Source organism: Pyrodictium delaneyi (assembly GCF_001412615.1).
GTDB classification, from domain to species: domain Archaea; phylum Thermoproteota; class Thermoprotei_A; order Sulfolobales; family Pyrodictiaceae; genus Pyrodictium; species Pyrodictium delaneyi.
Genome location: NZ_CP013011.1, coordinates 418231 through 440135, shown reverse-complemented (window position 1 = coordinate 440135; position 21905 = coordinate 418231). Strand labels below are relative to the sequence as shown.

21 protein-coding genes and 1 tRNA gene are annotated in these 21905 nt (G+C 52.7%); 16 read left to right on the top strand and 6 right to left on the bottom strand.

The features are described from left to right. The first annotated feature begins 42 nt into the window (after positions 1–42). The 3 genes from tuf to Pyrde_RS02195 all read left to right on the top strand — a co-directional run bounded on the left by tuf (position 43) and on the right by Pyrde_RS02195 (position 2190). Positions 43–1362, top strand: coding sequence for a translation elongation factor EF-1 subunit alpha (tuf, locus tag Pyrde_RS02205; RefSeq protein WP_055407826.1), 1320 nt, complete (start codon positions 43–45; stop codon positions 1360–1362). A gap of 285 nt (positions 1363–1647) precedes the next feature. Next, a complete protein-coding gene (rpsJ, locus tag Pyrde_RS02200; protein ID WP_055407823.1) occupies positions 1648–1956 on the top strand; it encodes a 30S ribosomal protein S10 in 309 nt (102 codons plus the stop codon). 146 nt (positions 1957–2102) lie between these two features. Next, positions 2103–2190, top strand: a tRNA-Ser gene (locus tag Pyrde_RS02195). A gap of 138 nt (positions 2191–2328) precedes the next feature. On the opposite strand, the gene Pyrde_RS02190 is transcribed toward Pyrde_RS02195, so the two are convergent. Next, a complete protein-coding gene (locus Pyrde_RS02190; RefSeq protein ID WP_143522216.1) occupies positions 2329–2940 on the bottom strand; it encodes a hypothetical protein in 612 nt (203 codons plus the stop codon). A gap of 261 nt (positions 2941–3201) precedes the next feature. On the opposite strand from Pyrde_RS02190, the gene Pyrde_RS02185 reads away from it, so the two are divergent. From Pyrde_RS02185 to Pyrde_RS02170, 4 genes are all read left to right on the top strand, one after another. Beyond that, a complete protein-coding gene (locus tag Pyrde_RS02185) occupies positions 3202–4056 on the top strand; it encodes a ferritin family protein (RefSeq protein WP_143522215.1) in 855 nt (284 codons plus the stop codon). 94 nt (positions 4057–4150) lie between these two features. Next, positions 4151–6274, top strand: coding sequence for a (Fe-S)-binding protein (locus Pyrde_RS02180; RefSeq protein WP_156327981.1), 2124 nt, complete (start codon positions 4151–4153; stop codon positions 6272–6274). 130 nt (positions 6275–6404) lie between these two features. Further along, positions 6405–7205: an electron transfer flavoprotein subunit beta/FixA family protein gene (locus tag Pyrde_RS02175; protein ID WP_055407815.1), complete on the top strand. Its 801-nt coding sequence runs from the start codon at positions 6405–6407 to the stop codon at positions 7203–7205. A gap of 16 nt (positions 7206–7221) precedes the next feature. Further along, on the top strand, positions 7222–8142 hold the full coding sequence (locus tag Pyrde_RS02170; RefSeq protein WP_055407813.1) for an electron transfer flavoprotein subunit alpha/FixB family protein: 921 nt from the start codon (positions 7222–7224) through the stop codon (positions 8140–8142). A 276-nt stretch (positions 8143–8418) separates the two neighbouring features. On the opposite strand, the gene Pyrde_RS02165 is transcribed toward Pyrde_RS02170, so the two are convergent. After that, positions 8419–10224 carry a long-chain-fatty-acid--CoA ligase gene (locus tag Pyrde_RS02165; protein WP_055407811.1) on the bottom strand — a complete coding sequence of 602 codons (1806 nt, stop codon included), beginning with the start codon at positions 10222–10224 and terminating at the stop codon, positions 8419–8421. A 377-nt stretch (positions 10225–10601) separates the two neighbouring features. Next, complete coding sequence (locus Pyrde_RS02160; RefSeq protein ID WP_055407809.1) at positions 10602–10940, bottom strand: SCP2 sterol-binding domain-containing protein; 339 nt, start codon at positions 10938–10940, stop codon at positions 10602–10604. Between the two features lie 213 nt (positions 10941–11153). Between Pyrde_RS02160 and Pyrde_RS02155 the strand changes: the two genes are divergently transcribed. From Pyrde_RS02155 to Pyrde_RS02140, 4 genes are all read left to right on the top strand, one after another. Further along, a complete protein-coding gene (locus Pyrde_RS02155) occupies positions 11154–12335 on the top strand; it encodes a thiolase domain-containing protein (protein ID WP_055407807.1) in 1182 nt (393 codons plus the stop codon). Positions 12336–12360: 25 nt separating this feature from the next. After that, the gene (locus tag Pyrde_RS02150; protein WP_055407805.1) at positions 12361–12906 is read left to right on the top strand and encodes a Zn-ribbon domain-containing OB-fold protein; all 546 of its coding nucleotides are present in this window, start codon (positions 12361–12363) and stop codon (positions 12904–12906) included. Positions 12907–12980: 74 nt separating this feature from the next. Further along, positions 12981–14189, top strand: coding sequence for an acyl-CoA dehydrogenase family protein (locus Pyrde_RS02145; protein ID WP_055407803.1), 1209 nt, complete (start codon positions 12981–12983; stop codon positions 14187–14189). A gap of 139 nt (positions 14190–14328) precedes the next feature. Further along, positions 14329–16350 (top strand): 3-hydroxyacyl-CoA dehydrogenase/enoyl-CoA hydratase family protein, encoded by a 2022-nt coding sequence (locus Pyrde_RS02140; RefSeq protein WP_180385515.1) that lies wholly within the window; start codon positions 14329–14331, stop codon positions 16348–16350. Between the two features lie 67 nt (positions 16351–16417). On the opposite strand, the gene Pyrde_RS02135 is transcribed toward Pyrde_RS02140, so the two are convergent. Then, a complete protein-coding gene (locus Pyrde_RS02135) occupies positions 16418–17341 on the bottom strand; it encodes an ArsA family ATPase (RefSeq protein WP_231656820.1) in 924 nt (307 codons plus the stop codon). A gap of 65 nt (positions 17342–17406) precedes the next feature. Then, positions 17407–18297, bottom strand: coding sequence for a hypothetical protein (locus Pyrde_RS02130; protein WP_372435195.1), 891 nt, complete (start codon positions 18295–18297; stop codon positions 17407–17409). 469 nt (positions 18298–18766) lie between these two features. On the opposite strand from Pyrde_RS02130, the gene Pyrde_RS10805 reads away from it, so the two are divergent. The 5 genes from Pyrde_RS10805 to Pyrde_RS02105 all read left to right on the top strand — a co-directional run bounded on the left by Pyrde_RS10805 (position 18767) and on the right by Pyrde_RS02105 (position 21637). Beyond that, a complete protein-coding gene (locus Pyrde_RS10805; RefSeq protein WP_197272715.1) occupies positions 18767–19075 on the top strand; it encodes a DUF6036 family nucleotidyltransferase in 309 nt (102 codons plus the stop codon). After that, positions 19072–19485: a hypothetical protein gene (locus tag Pyrde_RS02120; RefSeq protein WP_055407798.1), complete on the top strand. Its 414-nt coding sequence runs from the start codon at positions 19072–19074 to the stop codon at positions 19483–19485. Before Pyrde_RS10805 ends, Pyrde_RS02120 begins: the two co-directional genes overlap by 4 nt. Before the next feature lie 151 nt (positions 19486–19636). Then, positions 19637–20173 carry an AAA family ATPase gene (locus Pyrde_RS02115; protein ID WP_055407796.1) on the top strand — a complete coding sequence of 179 codons (537 nt, stop codon included), beginning with the start codon at positions 19637–19639 and terminating at the stop codon, positions 20171–20173. 311 nt (positions 20174–20484) lie between these two features. Continuing rightward, the gene (locus tag Pyrde_RS02110; protein WP_055407794.1) at positions 20485–20877 is read left to right on the top strand and encodes a DUF234 domain-containing protein; all 393 of its coding nucleotides are present in this window, start codon (positions 20485–20487) and stop codon (positions 20875–20877) included. Between the two features lie 577 nt (positions 20878–21454). Next, a complete protein-coding gene (locus Pyrde_RS02105; RefSeq protein ID WP_055407792.1) occupies positions 21455–21637 on the top strand; it encodes a hypothetical protein in 183 nt (60 codons plus the stop codon). Here the strand turns inward: Pyrde_RS02105 and Pyrde_RS02100 are convergent. After that, positions 21634–21894 (bottom strand): hypothetical protein, encoded by a 261-nt coding sequence (locus tag Pyrde_RS02100; protein WP_055407790.1) that lies wholly within the window; start codon positions 21892–21894, stop codon positions 21634–21636. The two genes, Pyrde_RS02105 and Pyrde_RS02100, sit on opposite strands and share 4 nt — an antisense overlap. Positions 21895–21905: the final 11 nt, after the last annotated feature.

Here is a 21905-nt window from a genome sequence, read left to right as displayed (position 1 = left end):
GCTGCCTCTCCGGCAAAGAGGAAAGGTACTGGGGGAAGACTCATGAGCCAGCAGAAGCCTCACATAAACCTAGTGGTAATTGGCCACGTAGACCACGGTAAGAGCACGCTAGTAGGCCACCTGCTATTCCGTCTAGGCTTCGTCGACGAGAAGACGCTAAGGACACTAGAGGAGGAGGCAAAGAAGAAGGGTAAGGAGTCGTTCAAGTTCGCCTGGCTAATGGACAGGCTAAAGGAGGAGCGCGAGCGCGGTGTAACGATTGACCTGAGCTTCGTAAAGTTCGAGACCAAGAAGTACTACTTCACCATCATCGACGCCCCCGGTCACAGAGACTTCATCAAGAACATGATTACTGGTGCTAGCCAGGCAGACGCAGCCATCCTAGTAGTATCTGCAAGGAAGGGTGAATTTGAGGCCGGTATGAGCGCTGAGGGTCAGACCCGTGAGCACCTCATCCTAGCAAAGACAATGGGTATCGACCAGCTCATAGTTGCTGTCAACAAGATGGACGCTCCTGACGTGAACTACAGCCAGCAGAGGTATGAGCAGATAGTAGCTATACTCAAGAAGTTCATGAAGGGTCTCGGCTACAAGGTTGATCAGATACCATTTATACCAGTATCCGCCTGGACTGGCGAGAACCTCATCGAGCGCAGCCCCAACATGCCTTGGTACAACGGCCCAACCCTAGTAGAGGCTCTAGACAACTACATACAGCCGCCTAAGAAGCCAGTAGACAAGCCGCTAAGGATACCCATACAGAACGTCTATACAATACCCGGTGTAGGTACAGTACCAGTAGGCCGTGTAGAGACCGGTGTACTCAAGGTAGGCGACAAGGTAGTCTTCATGCCTCCGGGCGTGGTCGGCGAGGTCCGTAGCATCGAGATGCACCACCAGCCGATACAGCAGGCAGAGCCTGGCGACAACATAGGCTTCAACGTCCGTGGCATCTCCAAGAGGGACATCAAGCGTGGTGATGTGGCAGGCCACCCAGACAACCCGCCAACAGTAGCTGAGGAGTTCACAGCAAGGATCTTCATCATATGGCATCCCAGCGCTGTCACCGTAGGTTACAGCCCAGTAATACACGCCCACACAGCTAGCGTAGCTGCTAGGATAACCGAGATACAGGCTAAGCTAGACCCGAGGACCGGCCAGGTAGTCGAGAAGAACCCACAGTTCCTAAAGATGGGCGACGCTGCCATAGTAAAGTTCAAGCCTATAAAGCCAATGGTCATTGAGAAGTACAGTGAGTTCCCACAGCTAGGCCGCTTCGCTATGAGAGACATGGGTAAGACTGTAGGCATTGGCGTAGTAATGGAGGTCAAGCCTGCCAAGGTAGAGATTAAGAAGAAGTAACGCCGCGCAACAGCGTCTCATTTTTAAGACCCACGGAGGAATCTCGCTCACTAACAGTCTTTTACTCTCTACCGCGGCGCTTCACGTTCTACATGTTTTGTCACATTACCCTATGCCCGACTTAGCCTTATACTGCACTCTGCACACTCACGATATAACCTTCTTAAAAGCTTGCTAAGAACAGCCAATAGATGCTTCTCTGGCATCTACTAGTCATTTGCAACCCAGAGAGATGTAAGCCTTTAAACCGGAGTAGCTACGCCCTAGCTCTAGGGGCACTAAGCTATGGTGCAGCGTGCAGAGATAAGGCTCTGGAGCACGAATGTCCAGAACCTAAACGCGGTAGTGGACCAGATACGCAAGATAGCTCAGAAGGCTGGCGTACGCATTCGCGGTCCGATACCACTACCAACTAAAAGGTTGATAGTGCCTACGCTAAAGCTTCCACACGGCGAGGGCTCCAAGAAGTGGGACAAGTGGGAACTACGTATCCACAAGCGCCTAGTTATACTCGATGCAGACGAGCGCGTCATGAGGCAGATAATGAGAGTCCGCGTGCCCGAGGATGTATACATCGAGATACGGCTACGCTAACCCTGGCAGACTAGTTCTATACTTCATATCTATAAACAGCTAGACTTTCTTTAAAACACTATGTACTCAATACGGCTATAAGCAATAATACCCTCTTACAAGATCCTAGGCAAGACTACCTGGGGCGAGGCTCCCTTCCACTGGGCGCCGGGGTGCCCGAGCGGTCTAAGGGGCCGGCCTTGAGAGCCGGTGCCCCGCGGGGGCGCGCGGGTTCAAATCCCGCCCCCGGCGCCACGACCCAGCAATTACGGTAACTCTCTTATGAATACAATTTATTACAATTTATAAAATATTCAAAACATTGTTATTAGGAAGAGTATGGAAATATAGAAGCTATGATAATAGAGCACTACGATTAGAAAGCCTTGAGAACTACTTGCCAGTAATGTGTGTTTTGACCTGTTCTACTATTATTTCCAGATCTTCCTCGCTATCTTGGGGTATGAGTGCATGCATGGTCAGTCTAGTGTCTGTGTTGCCCTTCTCTTGTAGATGCCTAAGTATAATAGCTGTTACAAGAAGACCTTCGGGACTTAAGGGGAATTCCCTGTAGCCATATGTTGCCAGTGTCTTATATACTGGTCTAAATATGCTGTCCTTTATCTTGATCTTGAACTTTCGTATAATCCTCTGAGAGCGCGTATCTGCTGGTAATTCATGTACGTAGACTTTCTTTGCAATACCTGTTTCGAGAAGACTCCTTTTTATTGCTTCTGCTAAATCATTTTTTATATAATCCGAGCCATTAACGTAACTATCTACTAGTTTTGAAAGTAAGCTTCCCACTTCACGTAAAAGCATTTGTGTCATTCCACTGAAATTTTTCCCGAATATTTTCCCTATAACCACTTGATAGCCTAATACTATTGTGTTCATTGTTGTAATTATGCGGTCTATTTGCCGCCAATTTGTATCAATTCTATTAACTTGTTTTATAACATTGTCTGTTATTTTACTCTTATTTATTGGATTACCGTGTGTCACAGTCTCAACCTCTGATGAGGCATGAAACTCAGAGTCTTTGTCTATTAAACTCTTTGTTAGCGATGGCAGTGTCTCATAAATCCCGCAACATTCGTTAAACATTCATATTTCTAATATATTTCGATTATTTAAATAGTATAAAGCTAATAGTTATTAAGATTGTTGGTTATTATATAAACTACTAGAAAGAGTTATGTATGACCATACGCCAGTGTATAATCTAGCGTCGTAAGTAGAGCGAGTAGCGGTGATGTGCTGACCTTGTATGAGAAAAAAGAAAGAAGCATTGAAGAATATTTTAGTAGTCGTGCACCAGGATTTCTGCTGGTACTTAACTCTGTTTCTCAGAGACTTTATGGAATCCCCTATAGCACTCTCCTGCTTCGCTCGCCATCGGCTGCTTACAAGGTGGTTCGTAAATTATATAATAGACAAATTGATATAGCTGCGAGGCTTCTGGTAGCTGTCCCGTTAGTTTATGCGAGCGGTGAGAATATTGCAGGTGATACAGTAAGCCGGGTACTTGAATTAATAAAAGAAGGTAATGATAAGGAAGCTCTTCATATAGTAGGCTTAAGTCCGCAGTCTGTTAAAGCTGCTGGCGATGTCGGTTTCGAAAAGAAAATGTTCAAGGAGATATTGTCATGTGCAATTGAGATAGAGAAGCTTGCAGCAGAGGTTTATGTTAAGCTTGCGGAGCACTTTGAAGAGCCTATTTCATCTGCTTTTCGCTACATATCAATTGAGAGTAGCGCACATGCACATATATATAAAAAAATTTATCAATTATTGTATGGTAATGGAGGTTCGTTTATCTGCAGCCGCTCCTCTTCAGTATTGTTCATAAACAGACTTAAAGAGATAATTAAGCTTCTATCGTCTAAGCAGGAAGCAAATAAGGGCATGCTCGTTGATAAGCTTAGACTTCTAGCATCTATGGAGAATGATATAGATGCCGAATATTTCATGGCGCTTGTCTCACCGTTGCTGTCTAGAGTTCTTCAGGAACCGCATAGGAGCATATATGAGCCGCTTCTCGAAGCAATAGCTAGAGACGAGGAAGACCATAAGCGTATCGTAAGCAATATAATTACCGTTCTAACAAAGGACGACTAATATATGACGGCTTGAGGGATCTCGCTATAGACTGAGATACCCTTTTAACACCTTAGTAGTAATCGCTCCGTTTGTCCAAATCGGTGTCTTGGCTGTGAGGCGGCTCCGGTGGCTATTCCTAGTAGCTGCTGTGATTGCTGTGTTTCAGCCAGTAGAAGCGGCCGCTACTACTATTGGGGAGCTACGTGGAAACTGTATGGCGTGCCACGTTACTCCGGGCGGTCCGTTCCGTTACCCCGTCATAAGTGGCGCTGAGCTTGATCTTCTCCGCGTGCTCCTCATAGTTCCAGGCTCCCTGCTCTTCTTGTATGGATTGAACCGGTATATTGCTAGATGGACTCGTGGTGGGCAGCAGCTACCCCTAAACAACATTGCAACAAGGCTATGGAATTTCATAAGAGTGGGCTTGCTTCAGACCCGTGTTCTTCGCGAGAGACGTGGAGGCACAATACACTTGTTGATATATCTAGGTGCTGTGCTCCTTGCAGTAGCTGGGATAATCTATGTCATAGATGCTCCCGCCACAAGATATCCAGGCGGCATAGTATTCACAATATTCCGTATGCTTGTGAACTTTGGCGGCCTACTACTACTAGTCGGTACCGTGGCGGCCGGTATTCGGCGCGCATTAGGACTCACGCCAGGGCTCCCCAACAGCTTGGAGGACAGTCTAGTACTACTATGGCTGGCGATAATAGTGATTACCGGCATGGTCTTGGACGCTATGACTGCTACTGCCCACCTATCTGTTACAGGGATACCCTGGTGGGACTTCTCTGGTAAACTCTTGTCACAAGTATTAGAGGGTCTAACGCCAGCCAGGTTCCTCGCACTATACCGTGTAACACAGGTTGTACATCTAGCGGTTAGTGTGCTGTTACTGGCCACTATACCGGGCACAAAGCTAGCCCACATACTTGTCAGTGGATTCTTCAACACGTTCTATGCGAGGCTAGAGCATCCTGCATCATTCAAACCAATACCTGATGTAGAGAAGCTTGTCGAGGAAGGCAAGACCTTCGGAGTAGTAACGCTAGCCGATACAACATGGAAGCAAAGAATGGACTACGACGCTTGTACCCGGTGTGCACGCTGTCACAACGCGTGCCCCGCAGTAGCTACCGGTAAGCCACTCTCCCCGATGAACCTCGTGCTGAAGCTTCGGGAGGCTATGAGGCAGGAGGAATGGAATGAGGAACTAGTACCAGCGCACGTAGAACCGGATGTTCTGTGGAGCTGTGCTACCTGTGGCGCGTGTGTATACAACTGCCCAGTACTGATACACCATGTCGAGACAGTTCTAGACCTACGCCGTGGTCTGGTATCGCGCGGCGAACATGTGCCCGACGAGCTGCTACAGGTAAGCTACAACCTAATGCGCGCTGGTAACCCATACGGGGCTAACCCGGTCGAGAAAGAGGAATGGCTAAACAGCCTCATAGAGAGAGGTCTAGTCGAAGAGGCAAAAGAGAACGAGGAGTACGACTACCTCCTCTGGGTCGGCTGCGCGGCAGCCTACGACCCAAGGCTGCGTGACACCATCGAGGCCCTCCTCAAGGTACTAAAACACGCGGGAGTAAAGGTCGCCGTATCGTTAGAACAGCAGTGCTGTGGCGAGCCAGCACGCCGTATCGGCGACGAACTAATGTTTGTTGAGCTAGTGAAGCAGAATGCTGAACTGCTATCCCGCTTCCGGTTCAAGCAGCTGCTAGTAACATGCCCTCATGGCTTCAACGTGTTCCGCCACGAATACCCGAGGTACGGCGTAAGAGTTGAGGTCGTGCATCACTCAATGCTGCTAGCACGCCTATTACAGGAAGGCGAGGTGAAGCCTAGAACCAGGCTGCATGTGAAGGCTACCTACCACGACCCGTGCTACCTTGGCCGCTGGAATGGCGTCTACGAGGAGCCTAGAAGAGTACTGTCAGACACGGTGGAGAAGGTCGTAGAGATGCCGAGGAGCCGGTGGAGGAGCTTCTGCTGTGGCGGCGGTGGCGGCGGCGTGTTCTATGACATCAAGATAGGTAAGCGTATGAGCCGGGTCCGTGTCGAGGAGGCAGCGTCTACTAAGGCTCAGGTACTGGCAGTAGCGTGCCCATTCTGTAACACGATGCTCGCAGCGGAAGCGCCGGACTACGGGATGGAAGTGAAGGATATAGCCGAGTTGCTTGCTGAGAGCCTAAGCGAGGAAAATTCTAGCCCTTCGGGTGGGACATAAGCCCTTTTACTCTCTAGGTCCTCGGGGCTCTCTGTTCACGGAAACCCTGCAATAACGAACGTCATCCACCCATACATGGGGTCAGATGCCGTTTCAAAACATTGAGAGGATATGGAGGTCGGACCGCCCCTTGCCCCTCAATATAGCTGTCCTTGTCAAAGCCTCTCTCGACCCTAACATGCTGCGGTCTAAGACTAGTGGAGAGGTAGACGTAGACAATATACCCCTAGCTGTAAGCGAATACGACAAGAACGCCGTGGAGGCCGCCATACAGCTCCGCGACAAGTATGGTGGAAAGATCGTTGTCGTCTCAGCCCTAACATGGGGACCCTTAGCGAAGAGGAGCCGTGAAATCGAACAAGCCATACGCGAGACGCTTGCAATGGGTGCCGACGAGGCGCATGTGGTCGTGGATGAGGCGCTAATACCTGGTGACCCGAACACCACAGCTGCTGTGCTCGCATCGCTGCTTACGAAGCTTGGAGACTTCGACCTATACATAACTGGTGAAGCATCGATGGATATGATATCGTCACAAGTAGGTGCTCGGGTAGCAACCCTACTAGGAATACCGTTCCTTAGCTACGCTAGAAGTATAGAGTATGTTGACGGTGTTATCCGGGTAAAGCGGGACCTAGAGGATAGGCTAGAAACAGTAGAATCGCCTACACCTGCTGTGGTGAGCGTTACGGGCGAGATAAATAAGCCACGTATACCAACGCTCATACAGATACGCCGTGCCTTCCGCAAGCCTATCAAGAAGTATAGCCTCGCCGACCTCGGTGTAGGGCTGCCAGCTAAGCCAAGCCTAGAAGAACTACGCGTTGTGACGGTTCAGCGCAAGAACGTTATAATCGAGGGCGAGAGTCTAGAAGAGATAGCCGAGAAGCTCATAGACGCCCTCATAAAAGAGGGTGTTATAAAAGCTTAAGGATTGGTGACTTATAATGGTGCGTGCACTCCTCTATGCGGAGAAACCTAGTCAGCTATCTGAGCTAGCAGGGTTCGCTGAGAAGCATGGCCTTGAAGCCTATGCCCTAGTCTTCGGGAATGTCGAGGATGTAAAGAAACATAGCTTCAAGGTATTCAAGCGTGTCTACCTTGCTGGCGTAGAGCAACCTAGCCCCGATCAGATAACAGAGGTGCTAGCAAAGCTCTATGACGAGCTACAGCCCAGCATAGTCGCTGCAATAGCTGCTAAAAACAATACTGATGTCGGTGCAAGACTAGCAGCTCAGAAGAAGATACCTATGTTCACCGAAGCAACCTTAGTAGAACTCACAGAGGATAAGATAACGGTAAAACGCCAGGTATTGGGTGGCCGTGCTATAGCAAAAATCTCCTCACAACTACCAGTTGTCGTCACTATCCCGGTTGGTGTGTACAGCTATACAGGTGAGACTGGTGCTGAGATTGTCGAGGTGAAGGCCCCGGAGCCCAAGGTGAAGGTAACAGCTGTAGAGCCGAAGAAACGTGAAGCCGTAAACATAGAGACGGCAGAAGTAGTAGTTGGTGTCGGCCGCGGCTTCCGCAAGAAAGAAGACCTAGCCATGGCAGAGGAGCTAGCCCAGCTGCTCGGTGGTGTAGTAGGAGGCTCTAGGCCTATAGCGGCAGACTATGGCTGGCTCACGGAGGACCGGTGGATAGGCATATCGGGTAAGAAGATAAGACCTAAGCTCTACATAGCGATAGGCATATCTGGCGCGCCGCAACATATGGCTGCGACGCTAGATAGCAAGATAATAGTCGCTATCAACAAGGACAAGAACGCCCCAATATTCCAGTACGCCGACTACGGTGTAGTTGCAGACCTCTACAAGTTCCTACCAGTAATGATAAAGAAGCTGCGCGAAAAGCTAGGCAGTTGATACCCTCGTCCTCCCGCTTTTGGCCCAATACCACTGTCCCAAGTCACTAGTTCAGCTCTCGTCCTCGGCTATTTACCAGGGTGGCTTGCTTCTAGTGCTACTAGGATTAGATAGTTTAAATCTAGCCATAAAGTTATAGAGGTATGTCAGGGAGAAGTGAATATTGATCTCTGTGATTGCTGGGACGCCGGGAAATAAGGGCGTATCCAGGGACTAGTACTGGGCAAGTATTGAGACATGTAGTAGAGCGAAGAAAGGTAGCGTGTAGACGTGGGGCTACTGGCTGGTTCCAGTACGGCGTGGTTCACTAGACTGTAGCTTCTTTAGCTCCTCTTCGCGTAGTATGCGGCGGAGTATCTTGCCGACAGCACTCTTAGGCAGTTCGTCACGTATCTCTACCTCTTTGGGCACCTTGTATGGTGCTAGATGCTTACGGGCGAACTCTATGATGTCCTCTGGTTTTATCCTGCCTTTGCACTCGGGCTTTAATGTGACGAACGCTTTGATCCTCTCGCCGACGTGTGGATGAGGTACACCTATTACGGCTGCATCGGTGACACAGTCGTGCATGTATAGTACCTCTTCTATTTCTCTCGGGTACACGCTATAGCCCTTGTACTTTATCACGTCTTTTTTCCTGTCGACTATGAAGAAGAAGCCTTCCTCGTCCATGTAACCAATGTCGCCTGTGCGTAGCCAGCGGCGGCCACAACACTCGAAGAACACCTTCTTGTTCTCCTCGTCCATGTCTAGGTAGCCTTTCATCACTTGAGGGCCACTGATCACTATCTCGCCTATCTGGCCTGGTGGGAGGAGAACCGGCTTCTCCGGGTCAGCTACAGCTGCTAGAGTATTGGGTACAGGTATGCCTATGCTACCTATCTTGTATTTTCCGTAGATTGGGTTTATGTGTGTCACTGGGCTGGTCTCTGTTAATCCATAGCCCTCGCGAATCTTGGCGCCGGTAAGCTTCTCAAACTTCTCGGCAACAGCTTTTGGTAAAGCACCAGCACCGCTTATACAAACCTCTATACTCCGTAGATTATACTTCGTGATGTCTGGGCGACTCACTATCTTAGAGTATATCGTGGGAACACCATGGAATATGTTTGGCTTATACTTCTCTATGTCTCTTAGTATCCTATCTAGATCAAACCGTGGATAGACAAGGATAGTTGCTGCACGGAATATACCAGTATGAAGTACTGCTGTCTGGCCATAAATGTGGAACCAGGGGAGCACACCAACCATTATGTCCTCTCCTTTGGCGCCGGGCTTCCACCACGCATCTATCTGGTGTACATTAGCTACAATGTTGTAGTGTGTTAGCATAGTTCCCTTAGGGACACCGGTAGTACCGCCGGTAAACATTAGGGCTGCTAAGTCCTCTTTCGGGTCTATTTTGACGCTCGGTGGGTTTGGTTCGTAGCTTTTGACGAGCTCTTTGAATTTCACCGTTTTCTTACCGTCATAACGTATCTTCGGTTTCCTCTCTTTGAGCCGGTAGAGTATCGCTAGAATACCTGGCAGATAGTCGTCTATCCCAGTATAGATAACTGCATCCAGCTTTGCCCCGTGCTCGCTTATGGCCTCCTCTACCTTGTCCTTGAACATATCGAGTGCTACGAGGATCCTAGCATTACTCTTTCGTATCTGCCGTGCTAGCTCGAAGCCGGTGTATAGCGGGTTAACGGGAGTAACCGTAGCTCCAGCTTTTAGAGCACCGTAGAAAGCTATGGCAAACTGAGGAGAATTCGGAAGGAAGAGGGCGATTCTATCGCCTCGGTCTATCCCCCAGTTTTCGCGTAGGGCTCGTGCAAAACTATTGGCTGAACGTAGAAACTCTTCGTATGATACACGTCGGCCGAAGAAGATGAATGCAGACCGTTTGGGGAATCTCGTAGCTGAATCGTCGAGGAGCTTGAAGAGCGGTACTTCTGGGATCTTTATCTCGCGAGGCACAAACTCGTCGTAGAAGCGTGTCCATATCCGTGGCTCTATAAACGTCCTAAAGACTTCCTCGCTCGAGGGGAGTTGACGAGTGAGCTCTCTCGGCCCCGGTTCACGGGCTGAAGCGGCCATTGCAAACACCCATTTCTGATATACAAAGCTTGGATATTCATCGTGATGACGTTAGAATCATATAAAACTATATCAAAAAGACTTGCGGGATATTTTGAGTACCCCGGTAGTGGGAACAAGCCAACAAAATATTTAATTTTGCCCACATAAGATAATATTAAACGCGGTTTTCGTGATAATAATGCTGATTAATATCCAAAAATATTATGTGGAAGAACTATACTAGCATGTAGAACTTAACATGCTAGACTTATGGAATCGCAATACTAGGTCTAAATATATGAATCTAGATTAGATAGTGTAAATAAATCGTAGTTTGAGTTGATTTGTGTAGGTGGCTTGATTCAGAATATATTATAGCTGTGGTATCTGTGTATCTAGTCTTTTGCTGCTTCTAGTATTTTACGGAGTTTAATTGTCTCGAGGACGTTGCCAGTGATCTTCATTTTGCCCCGTATGAATGCTGCCATTGCGTCGAGTTCTCCCTGAAGGATTTTCTCCAGTGTATTAGAGTCTGTTGAGAGCGTAGCTACGGGGGAAGGATGACGACCTTGTTGTACTGTAACCTCTCCATTCTTGATCTCCACGTAGAACTCAGTGCCATCGTCTAGTATGAATTGGAACGCACGATTCCATGTCTTCATCTCGTCTCCTATCTTTGCTTTTGCTTTCTCAACTACCTCCAGGAATGTTTTGCGTAGAAGTTCAAAGTCCATGTTCTCTAGCCTCCGTGAATGGTTCATATGTGTGTTGAAGTAAATAAAGAGTTAGGATTGTTGATTGAAGCTTTCGTCACGATCGATTCCGTTGATCAAGGGGCTAGGCTTAATACGGTGTGGAATAGGTGTGGTGCCCGGCTAAGCCTTTGACATGTCTGCTCTGACGTATCATGTATTGGCCCCATAAGTGGAGTCGGGTGTGGATTCCTCTTGGGCCGTCGAGTAGCTATAGTTGGTGTGGGGCACTCTAAGTATGGGTACCGCAATGATGTAAGCCTTGCAGAACTAGCATGGGAGAGCATCAAACAAGCATTGAATGACGCTGGTATAGGCCAGGAGGATATAGATTATGTAGTCTATGGGAATGTGGGTGTTTGGAGTAGCGAACCGCTTCCCGCAGTTGTCATCAACGAATATGCAGGTCTTACACCCCGTGGCACGGTCAGAGTAGAGGCAGCGTGTGCTACTGGGAGTGCAGCAATAAAGCTTGGCCATGATATAGTGGCCAGTGGTGAAGCTGACATAGTCCTTGTAGTTGGCGTTGAGAAGATGAACGAGTCTCCTACGCCCACCGTAGTCGAACTGATAGGTCGTGCAGGCAACTACTTCTGGGAGTTCGAGAATTTCGGGCTAACCTTCCCCGGCTACTATGCACTCTATGCTACAGCCTACATGGCCCGCTATGGCGCCACTGAGGAGGATCTCTGCAAGGTTGCGGTCAAGAACCACTACTACGCCAGCATGAACCCCAAGGCGCACTTCCCTCGCCAGATAACGCTTGAACAGTGTATGCAGTCACGCTACATAGCCTGGCCTCTCAAGCTCTTCGACTGTAGCCCCATAACAGACGGATCAGCTGCGGTCATACTTGCTAGCGAGGAGATAGCCCGTAAGCTCACCGATACTCCCGTCTGGATAAAAGCGATAGGCACCGCCTCCGACACTTCCAATATCAGTAGGAGGCCGGACTTCCTCCTACGCCGTGGCGTAATGGAGGCAGCCAGGATGGCCTACAAGAAAGCGGGCATTGACCCAGAGAACCCGGCACGTTACCTCGACGCCGCGGAGGTACATGACGCGTTCACTATAGCTGAGATACTGACATACGAGGAACTAGGCTTTGCCAAGCCTGGCGAGGGCTACAAGCTGATACGCGAGGGCCAGACATACATTGGTGGCCTCATACCGGTAAACGTGAGCGGCGGCCTCAAGGCTAAGGGTCACCCGCTAGGCGCCACGGGCGTAGGCATGGCGGTTGAGCTGACCAAGCAGCTGCGCGGCGAGGCTGACAAGGGCCGCCAAGTACCAGTAAAGAACGGCATGGCTGTAGCCAATAACGTAGGTGGCACGGGGCACTATGCTTACGTGATGATCTACTCTCTACAGCCCTAGCTCTGTGTCGTGAGGTGAGCCCGGGATGAGTCAGAAGAAGCAGATGGAGGAGTACATGAAGCAGGTAGAAGCGTTCGTAGAGGAGGTGAAGAAGAGCACCGGACTCCCGATAGTACCCGACCAGCGTACTGGCGCAGCTCTCTGGTTCGACCAGAGAGAGCTATCAATACGCTACACGATAAGCGTTGAGCGGATACGTAAGTTCTTTGAGGGCCTCGCTGAAGGCAAGGTATATGCTACCAAGTGTAAGCATTGTGGAGCCACATACTTCCCACCACAAGCTGACTGCCCCAAGTGCCGCCGGGGAGACATGGAGTGGATAGAGATAACAGGTGAGGGCGAACTACTAACCTACACCATCATCTACACTAAACCTGCGAGCTTTGCTCACTACCCAGACTATACGGTGGGTATAGCCCGGTTCCCTCAGGGAGTTAACGTACTGGCATGGGTGCGCGAGACAGACCCGAAGAAGCTTCGTGTAGGCATGAAAGTCAGACTAGAAGTGGTGCGGAGGCAACCGGAGAACTATCTAACTTACGAGCTAGTGCCGGTAGATGAACAAGGCTAACACCGCCTCCAATCCCGTTTTATTCCCTCTCTAGGCAAATCCTAGGGCATGAACGGTAGGCGAGGGGCTGGGCGATGGTTCTTCCCTTCCAGAGCCTAGAGGACTTTCGTGTCGAACTTACAGAAGAACACGAACTATTCCGTAAGGCTGTAAGGAGTTTCGTTGAGGAGCATCTCGAGCCAAGAGCTATGGAGATCGAGAAGACGGACAGGATACCAGACGAACTCTTCGAGGAAGCCCGGAAGCTCGGCCTCTTCGGCGTCGGTATACCCGAAGAGTACGGTGGCCAGGGTGGCGGTCACCTAATGGAAGCTATCTTGATGGAGGAGCTTTCCCGAGTAAGCCCCGCCTTTGGCACAGCTGTAGCTGTACGCGCCCTGTTCACGACGCCAATCCTCCTCTTCGGTACTGAGGAGCAGAAGAAACAATATGTGACTCCTGTGGCGCGTGGCGAAAAGTTTGCAGCTCATGCTAATACCGAGCCCTGCTGCGGCAGCGACGTGGCTGGAATGCAGACCCGTGCCAAGAAAGTTAATGGTCATTACGTGATAACTGGTAGGAAGATATTCATAACGGGCGCTGACAAGGCGGACTACTTCGTGGTATCTGCGAGGACAAGCCCACCTAAGGAGGACAAGCGTTGGTGGGGCATAACGGTCTTCATAGTGGAGCGTGACACCCCGGGCCTCAAAGTAGGCCAGCGCTTCAACGTAACCGGCCTACGTGGCGAAAGGCCCCACGAAGTCATCCTCGACGAAGTGAAGGTCCCTGAGGAGAACGTAGTAGGTCCGGTAGACCAGGGCTTCAAAGTAATAGTTTCGACTTATGACCATACCCGTGTCGGTATAGCTGCACAGGCCGTAGGCATAGCTCAGGGTGCGTTCGAGAAGGCACTAAACTACGCGCTCCAGCGCCAGGCCTTCGGCCGTCCAATAATCAGCTTCGAGGGTATAGCGTTCAAGCTCGCTGACATGCTGATGCAGCTAGAGGCGGCTAGGCTGCTAGCCTACTGGGCTGCTACGCTAGCCGACAAGGGCGACAAGAAATTCGTGATAGCGGCAAGCATCGCTAAGACCTTCGCCACAGAGGTGGCCGAGAGAGTAGCAAACATGGCGATAAAGATCCACGGTGGCGTGGGCGTTGACATAGAGACTGGCGTAGAGAGGTACCTAAGAGACGCGCTAATAACAACCATATATGAGGGCGCCAACGATATACAGAGGCTCACGATAATAAGGCAGATGCTAAAGGACCTCTTCGGCATAAAGCTCGTACTCACATAAGCAGGCCTGCGTATATACCCGGGTGTTTTACCCGCCTATACCCAGGTCTCCACGGGCTCTTCTCCTCTTTTAACCCAGCTGAACACTAAATATTCTCCAACGGGCAGCCGTAGCGAGAAAGGTAAGAGGTGTAACAGCCATGGCGTCGGTCGATAGAATACGTAAGATAACAGTGGTTGGCGCTGGCACAATGGGCCACGGTATAGCAGAAGTAGCAGCCATTGCTGGCTACGAGGTATGGTTGGCCGACATATCTGAGGACATACTCCGTAATGCGCTAAAGCGTATACGGTGGAGCCTTGACAAGCTATACGAGAAAGGCCAGCTACGTGAACACCCAGACAAGATAATGGAGAGAATAAAGACGGTAGTGAGTATCGATAAGAATGGAAACTATACCGAGGACTTCGCCAGGGTGCTGTCGGAGACAAACTTCATGATAGAGGCTATACCCGAGAAGCTCGAGCTCAAGCAACAGCTCTTCCGTTTCGCCGACGAGAAGGCCCCGGATCACGCTATCCTAGCCACCAACACTAGCAGCCTACCGATAACAGAAATAGCAGCAGCCACAAAGAGGCCCGAACGCGTCGTAGGGATGCACTTCTTCAACCCACCGCCTCTCATGCCGTTAGTCGAGGTGATAAAGGGCGAGAAGACTAGCGACGAGACAGTACGCGTCACCGTGGAGCTAGCCAAGCGGTTCGGCAAACAGCCGGTAGTAGTCAACAAGGATGTGCCAGGCTTTATAGTCAACCGCATACTAGCCCGTGTGCTGAACGAGGCCTGCCACATGGTAGCCCGTGGCGAGGCAAGCGTAGTCGAGGTGGACTCAGCGCTCAAGTACAAGCTAGGCCTGCCAATGGGCGCCTTCGAGCTAGCCGACTACAGCGGCATAGACGTGTTCTACTACGTGTTCCAGGCAATGGCGCAGCGCGGCTTCAGGGCGCACCCATGCCCGCTGTTCAAGGAGAAGTTCGAGAAAGGCGAGCTAGGCGTCAAGACTGGTAAGGGCTTCTACGAGTATCCGGTGCCCGGTAAGTACCAGAGGCCGAACATACCCAAGGAGGCTGGCGAGAAGGTAGACCCGCTACTAATCCTAGCGCCCGGCATAAACGAGGCGGCCTACCTGCTTCGCGAGGGCATAGCGACCCGCGACGATATAGACAAGGCGGTCAAGCTGGGCCTCGGCTACCCTAAGGGTATACTCGAGTACGCCGACGAGTTCGGTATAGACAAGGTGGTAGAGGCGCTGGAAAAGCTCAAGCAGAAGACCGGCTGGGAGGAGTATGAGCCGGACCCACTGCTAAAGCAGATGGTACAAGACGGCCGCTTGGGCGTCAAGACTGGTAAGGGCTTCTACGAGTATGGTGCTGTAGAGCAGCGACAGAAGAAGACTCTGCTAATCCGTATAGAGCCGCCGATAGCCTGGATAGTGCTCAACCGGCCTAGCAAGCTCAACGCGATAAGCCCCGAGATGCTCCGCGAACTCGGCGAGACCCTCGACGAGCTAGAGGAGGACGAGAGGATAAGAGTAGTCGTGCTCACTGGTAGTGGCCGTGCTTTCAGCGCTGGCGCAGACGTGACAGCATTCATGGGGATATCGCCGGTAAAAGCGATGATGTACTCTAGGAGGTTCCAGGAGATACTCTTCAAGCTAGAATACTACACAAAGCCCGTGATAGCGGCGCTCAACGGCTATACTCTCGGCGGAGGCCTAGAGCTGGCAATGGCGGCAGACTTTAGGATAGCTAGTGAGACAGCGATGCTAGGCCAGCCAGAGATCAACCTGGGCTTCATACCGGGCGCTGGCGGTACGCAGAGGCTCCCCAGGCTCATAGGCAGGAGCCGTGCCAAGGAGCTTATATACACTGGTGACATGATACCGGCCAACGAGGCCGCTAAGCTAGGCCTAGTAGACAGGGTAGTGCCGCCAGAGAGGCTCGAGCAAGAGGTCCGTCAGCTAGCGCTGAAGCTAGCTGAAAAGCCGCCACTAGCAGTAATGGCGGCCAAGTACGCAATACAGATAGGAATGGAGACAAACATATGGACCGGCATGGCGCTGGAGAGTAGCCTCTTCGGCCTACTGTTCAGCACCGACGACGTCGTCGAGGGCGTGACAGCGTTCCTAGAGAAGAGGAAGCCCAAGTTCAAGGGCCGCTAGCAGAGGCCCCGCACGCCCTATTTTGTATAGACGCGCCTCGCCTCCGCGTCTGCCCCTGCTTCTCGCCCTATACGCCCACGTCTAGGCAGTCCTGCTCCTCCAACAGCTCTGCGAGTCTCGCGAGCTGCCCTACGCTCCGAGGCTCCTCCCCGAGCAGCGGCACCGTGCAGGTCCTGACCCTCAGCTCCTGGAGCACACGTAGCGCCTCCCTCTGGCTCTGCGCCCAGCTCTCCAGGAGCCGGCAGCCCGGGCACATCCCGGGGTCGAGCAGCTGGTTGACTATCAGCCTCCGCGCCTCTATACCGTGTAGCCAGAACTCCCGGAGCAGGGTCTTCGTAACGTGTACGCCTAGCTGGTCCGGGGTAGCCACCAGGTGTAGCCGGTGCAGCGGCGATGCCAGGAAATCCAGAATGCCCTTCGCAAGCTCCCTCCACTCCTCCACAAGCTCTAGCGGCGTCTTGCCCTCGTCGCGGCGCCGCAGCCTCTCGAGAACCCCCTTCACCCGCAGGTAGAGCCGTGCAGCCTCCCCCATGTGGCTGTACAGCTCGTACTCTATCCGGAGCATCCTGAGACTCCCACCAGCAGCCGGAGTATCCCAGACAACCACGTCGTAGCCGCCTTCCCGGGCAAGCGTGTAGACATAGTACATCATGAACTGGTCAGCGATACCCGGAGCACCAGCCACATAGTCTATTATCTCCCTGCCCACCGGGAGCAGCGAAGACACGACCAGGTAGACCTCGTCGCCGAAGCGCTTCTTCCAGAGCTCCTTCACATCCTCCTCCGAAGCCTCTACCACATCCACCCCAGCGCAGCGCACCGGCATGCCAGGAGCAGCAGAGCCGCCGGGGCAGAGGAGCCTAGAGAGCCCCGGGGTAGGGTCCGTAGAGACCAAGGCTACGCGGAGCCCGCGGTCCCGGAGTGCAAGCCCAGCAGCAGCGGCGAGCGTAGTCTTACCCACGCCGCCCTTACCCCAGAAGCTGGCCAGCACAGCGCCCAACAGCAGACCCCAGAGGGCGTCAGCCGGCGCTCTTCCCTTGAAGAGTGTGTAGCCCCTCACCCACAGGCAGGGTCTTGCAGTAGCTCGAGCATCCTAGCGTGCAGCCCCGCGGCTAGAGGATAGGCCGAGTAGAGCGCGAGCACCGTGATACTCGTAGTCTCCACGTTAGCATCACCCACGGGCACGACGGCCCCGTTGTCGTCCACCCTGTAATGCGTGGCTATGCTACCATCACCCCTCTGGAGCAGCTTGAGGAGCCTACAACACTCCTCCACCACGCCCCAGTACTCCCCCACCACCGGCGAGCCCGCGGCGGCGAGGGCCCGGTGGAGGTACACGGCGAGAGCCAGCTTGTAAGACTCGTACGCGCCGCTGAAAGCAGCGTCGCGGAACCCACGGCCATCCCACATGCTCATGAGTAGCCTGTAGAGCCTCTCAGCCCCCGCGATGTCCCCAGCCAGCAGCTGGTCCAGGGCACGATACACCACGAGGTCCGCGTACTGGCTCCAGTCCTCCATAACCCTGCAGCAGTGCAGCTCCCGCTTCACCACGAGAACAGCCCCGAGGCTGTGCGAGTACACCTCGCCGAGAACAACCTCCCCGGCCTCGTAGAACACGCCAGGTATACGGTACCCGATAAGCACCTCATGGACCCCGTCAAACCCGCCGCCATACCTCTCCAGCGCCTCCAGGACCCGGCCAGCGAGAGGAGACCCGAGCACCAACAGCGCCCTAGCAGCCAGCAAGTTGTCACTAGCAACCCAGATGGTAGCGTTATCGGGATAGGCAGCCACAGCTGCCCGCAGCAGGCCAGCCTCCGGCACGTACTGCGCCTCCAGGAAGCCACGCAGCCCATCAACACGGGGCCCATAGCACGCCAGAACCCCGGAACTCGCCTGCAGCAGCGAAGCCACCAAGACAGCCACGAGCAGCAATAACTGGCCCACACCCAATCCCTAGACACCTCTCTAGTACACGACTCCCGGCTATACAGCTATGGCGAACGTAAGGAGATGTAGATGCACCAGCTATGACTAGGCCAAGCTTCCGGCGTCTAAACGTCTAAGAGCTACATTGTAGAGCCGAGTGTAATCAAGCCATAATCTACTACTACGGGTTTTTGTCGTCTCGGGTGGGCGGTGCTAGATGGCTGAGGTCCACGACCAGCAGTATGGCGGCTCAAGCGAGTACACAACCGTTGAGAGGATTTCTAGACTAGAACAGTGCCTCAGATAGCTGAACTGCTGAAAATCTTGGGCTCCGTGTATACATAATTGGTGCGCGTGCCTTAATGCTTCATGGTGTCGGGTTACAGAGGGAGACAAGAGACTGGGATGTTACAATAACAGCGTCATTCACTAAGGAGCTACGAGACTGTATTACCGGGATGCTCCGTAGCAAGGGGTTTAAGGTGCAGTGGAAAAATGGGGGCTCCTAGTCGAGGACGATATCCACGTCGATATAAACTACGCACCACTCATACTCGACGAAGAATGGGAGGCCAGAGCACTACACATTACAGGAAACGTCTACCTGCCGAGCATAGAGGACCTGGTGATCCTTAAGCTGATGTCGGGGGAGAGAAAAGACATTAGCAACGTCAAGAAGGCAGTCACACAGAAGATAGAAGAACTCGACCTAGCCTATATGCTCAGACGTGCGAGAGAAGCAGGCATAGAGAAGGAACTCGCTAGGCTGCTCCGGAGGATCGGGGTGAAGATTTGAGGAAACCCAGGCCGCTAGGGGCACGAGTAATACAGCTTGTACCGGGGCTAGTACTCCCCGAATACATGGGCTTCATAATAGAGCGCTGCAGGCCCACCGGCTATACAAAGAAGGCGATCGACGCTGGTGACGCACTCCTAGTGGACTACTTGCCGGGCTACCTCGAGTTTGTATGCAGCGATGTCGAGAAGCTCGCTGAGGAGGCTAAGAGAAGGGGGCTAAGAGTCTACAGGGGGCAGAAGCCATCTAACGATAACAAATGGCGTCTACCCAGTACGCATATACCCGGCACACAGCAAGGACACCGCCAACCCCAAGGCCCAGTAGCCGGAGAGCCCGACTCCCTAGCCCGATGCCCAGGGATCGACGATCCCTCCGTACCCCGAGCCGTTGATCCACACCCATCCTAACTCCCTGCTCGCAGGGCTCCAACACAGTCTAGCCGAGGACGGGGCTGGACGATACTAGCGCTGTGGGGATAGCCACTTACCTAGCTTGCCTACGGGATACGTACTATGGAGTACGGGGCTCTAGGGTCCGGGTATCCTGGGTACGCGTTTCGTGGACCGTGAGAGGGAGCTAGCAGTCCTGGAAGAAGTATATGCCTCCGGCCGGCCAGAGCTGGTGGTAGTCTATGGGCAGAGGAGGCTGGGGACATTCCTCGTACGGCGCTTCCTTCGCGGCCGCCGCGGCCTATGCCTTGTAGTCAACTACGCCGAGCGGGAGCTAGCGCTGCGCGACCTCTCCCGCCAGCTCTCCGTGGCAACGGGGTTCGAGGCCTCCTTCCAGTGGCTGCGCGATCTCCTACGCTTCGCGGCCCGGCTCCTCGGCGAGAGGCCGGTAATAGTGATCGACGAGTTCCAGCGCCTAGCAGGCACGGGGCTGCTCAGCGAGCTACAGAGCTTCTGGGACACCGAGGCGCACGAGTACAACCCCATGGTGGTCCTCGTCGGGAGCGGCGTAGGCGTCGTAGAGAAGCTAGCACTCAGCTACAACTCCCCCATACACGGGCGCGTAACCCGCGTACTCCGCATAACAGGGTTCAGGTACCGAGAAGCACGAGTCTTCATGGAGGGTGGAGCCCCGAAGACCGGGTAAGAGGCTACAGCGTCTTCGGAGGCACACCCTACTACCTCTCCCTGCTAGACCCCTCACGCAGCCTCCAAGAAAACATAGCAAAGCTAGTACTAGAGCCGGGCGCACCCCTCCACGAGGAGCCCCTATCCATACTGTACGCAGAGACCCGCGAGCCAGACAAGTACATAGCAGTACTAGAGGCGATAGCCAGAGGCAACACCCGGCCAACCGAGATAGCCAACTACGTCGGCGTACCACGCGACTCCATAGGCAAGTACCTGAGAGTACTCGAGGAGGCCCTAGGCATAGTAGAGCGCGTCTATCCCCTCGGGATGGAGGGACGGCCACGCTACGCCAGGTACACCATAGCCGACAGCTTCTTCGCCTGGTGGTTCTCAGAGGTCTACCCCCCGCGCCATCTACTAGAGCTAGACCCCGAGGAGACAGCCAAGAGGATCAACCAGAGGCTAGACATACACGCCTCCAGAGCCTGGGAGCAGATAGCCCTAGAGCACATGCTACTACTCCGCAGAAAGGGCAGACTAAGCTTCACAAAGATAGGGAAATTGTGGTGGCACGGCACAGAGATAGACATCGTGGCAATAGACGGGGAAAACAACACAGCCGTATTCGCCGAGTGCAAGTGGGGTAGAGCAGACAGACGAACACTCCGCCAGCTAGTAGCAAAAGCCGAGCAGTTCCCCTGGCGGAGAGGAGAACGCTGAGAAACATACATCATATACGCGAGGAGCACAGAAGGCCTACCAGAGGACGAAAACATACAAGTATACACCCTCGACAGCGTCGAGAAAGACTTCGCAGCAAACCTGCCGAGGATAGAAGAAGCCTAGCAACCGAGCGCAAGCAGAGCTAGAGACACTACTGGTTTCGACAATCCTACCTACGTGCTAATGGGCTACCGGGCCATGTTCTAGTGGATGAGGGGCTGGGGCTTTATAACGATGCACGGTGAGGAGAGACCCCCATGCTCTGTGTACAGCAGCCATGCTGCCACGTATTATGATCCTGAGGGTGTTGCTGAGTCTTTTTTACGAGAACATTGTGAAGCCGGGTTGCTGCCGAAGATAAAGGAGGCCAGGGAGTTCTATCGCCGTATCCACGGCCTAGATATCTTTAGAGGAAGTCCCCCTGGCTAACAAGTGGGTAGCTTATATAATTATGTGGTTAATGAGGTTTCATGTCTCCGGCTCCATGGGTTCTTTAGGGTGATGCTTCTCTAGGGGAAATTGTGGTTGTGAAGACTACGTGTCCCCTAAAGATGACTTGTAGACGAGCCAAAGTGTGAGCCAAAGCATCGTCAAGGTCTTGGATAGGTACGTGGAGAAAGTAGACTACCCTATGCTTGCCTCTGGAGAGCTAACGGCAACACATTACGACGACCCAGAGGGCTACCAGAGGGCCGTCGGGGCTTGTACCGTTCCTCCGGGAGAGGCTAGAGAGGGCCAAGAAGATGTATTAGGCTAGACTAGCCTCCCTAGCTCCCTATTGAGCAGCTCCATAAGCCTCTCATACTCTCTTTCCAAGTTCTCTGCATAGGCTATGTGTCTTAGCCCTTCTATGGCTGTGTTGAAGCGTTGATGGAGCCGTTCTACGAGGCTCCGGAGAGTCATTGGCTCCCTGGCAATGTCTAGTGCCAGCCGGACCCCTGTGACCACATTGTTCCTTCGGTCCTCTTCGAGGTCCACTAGGTGGTCTAGTACGAGCCACAGTGCGCGGTACACTAGCCCGGCCT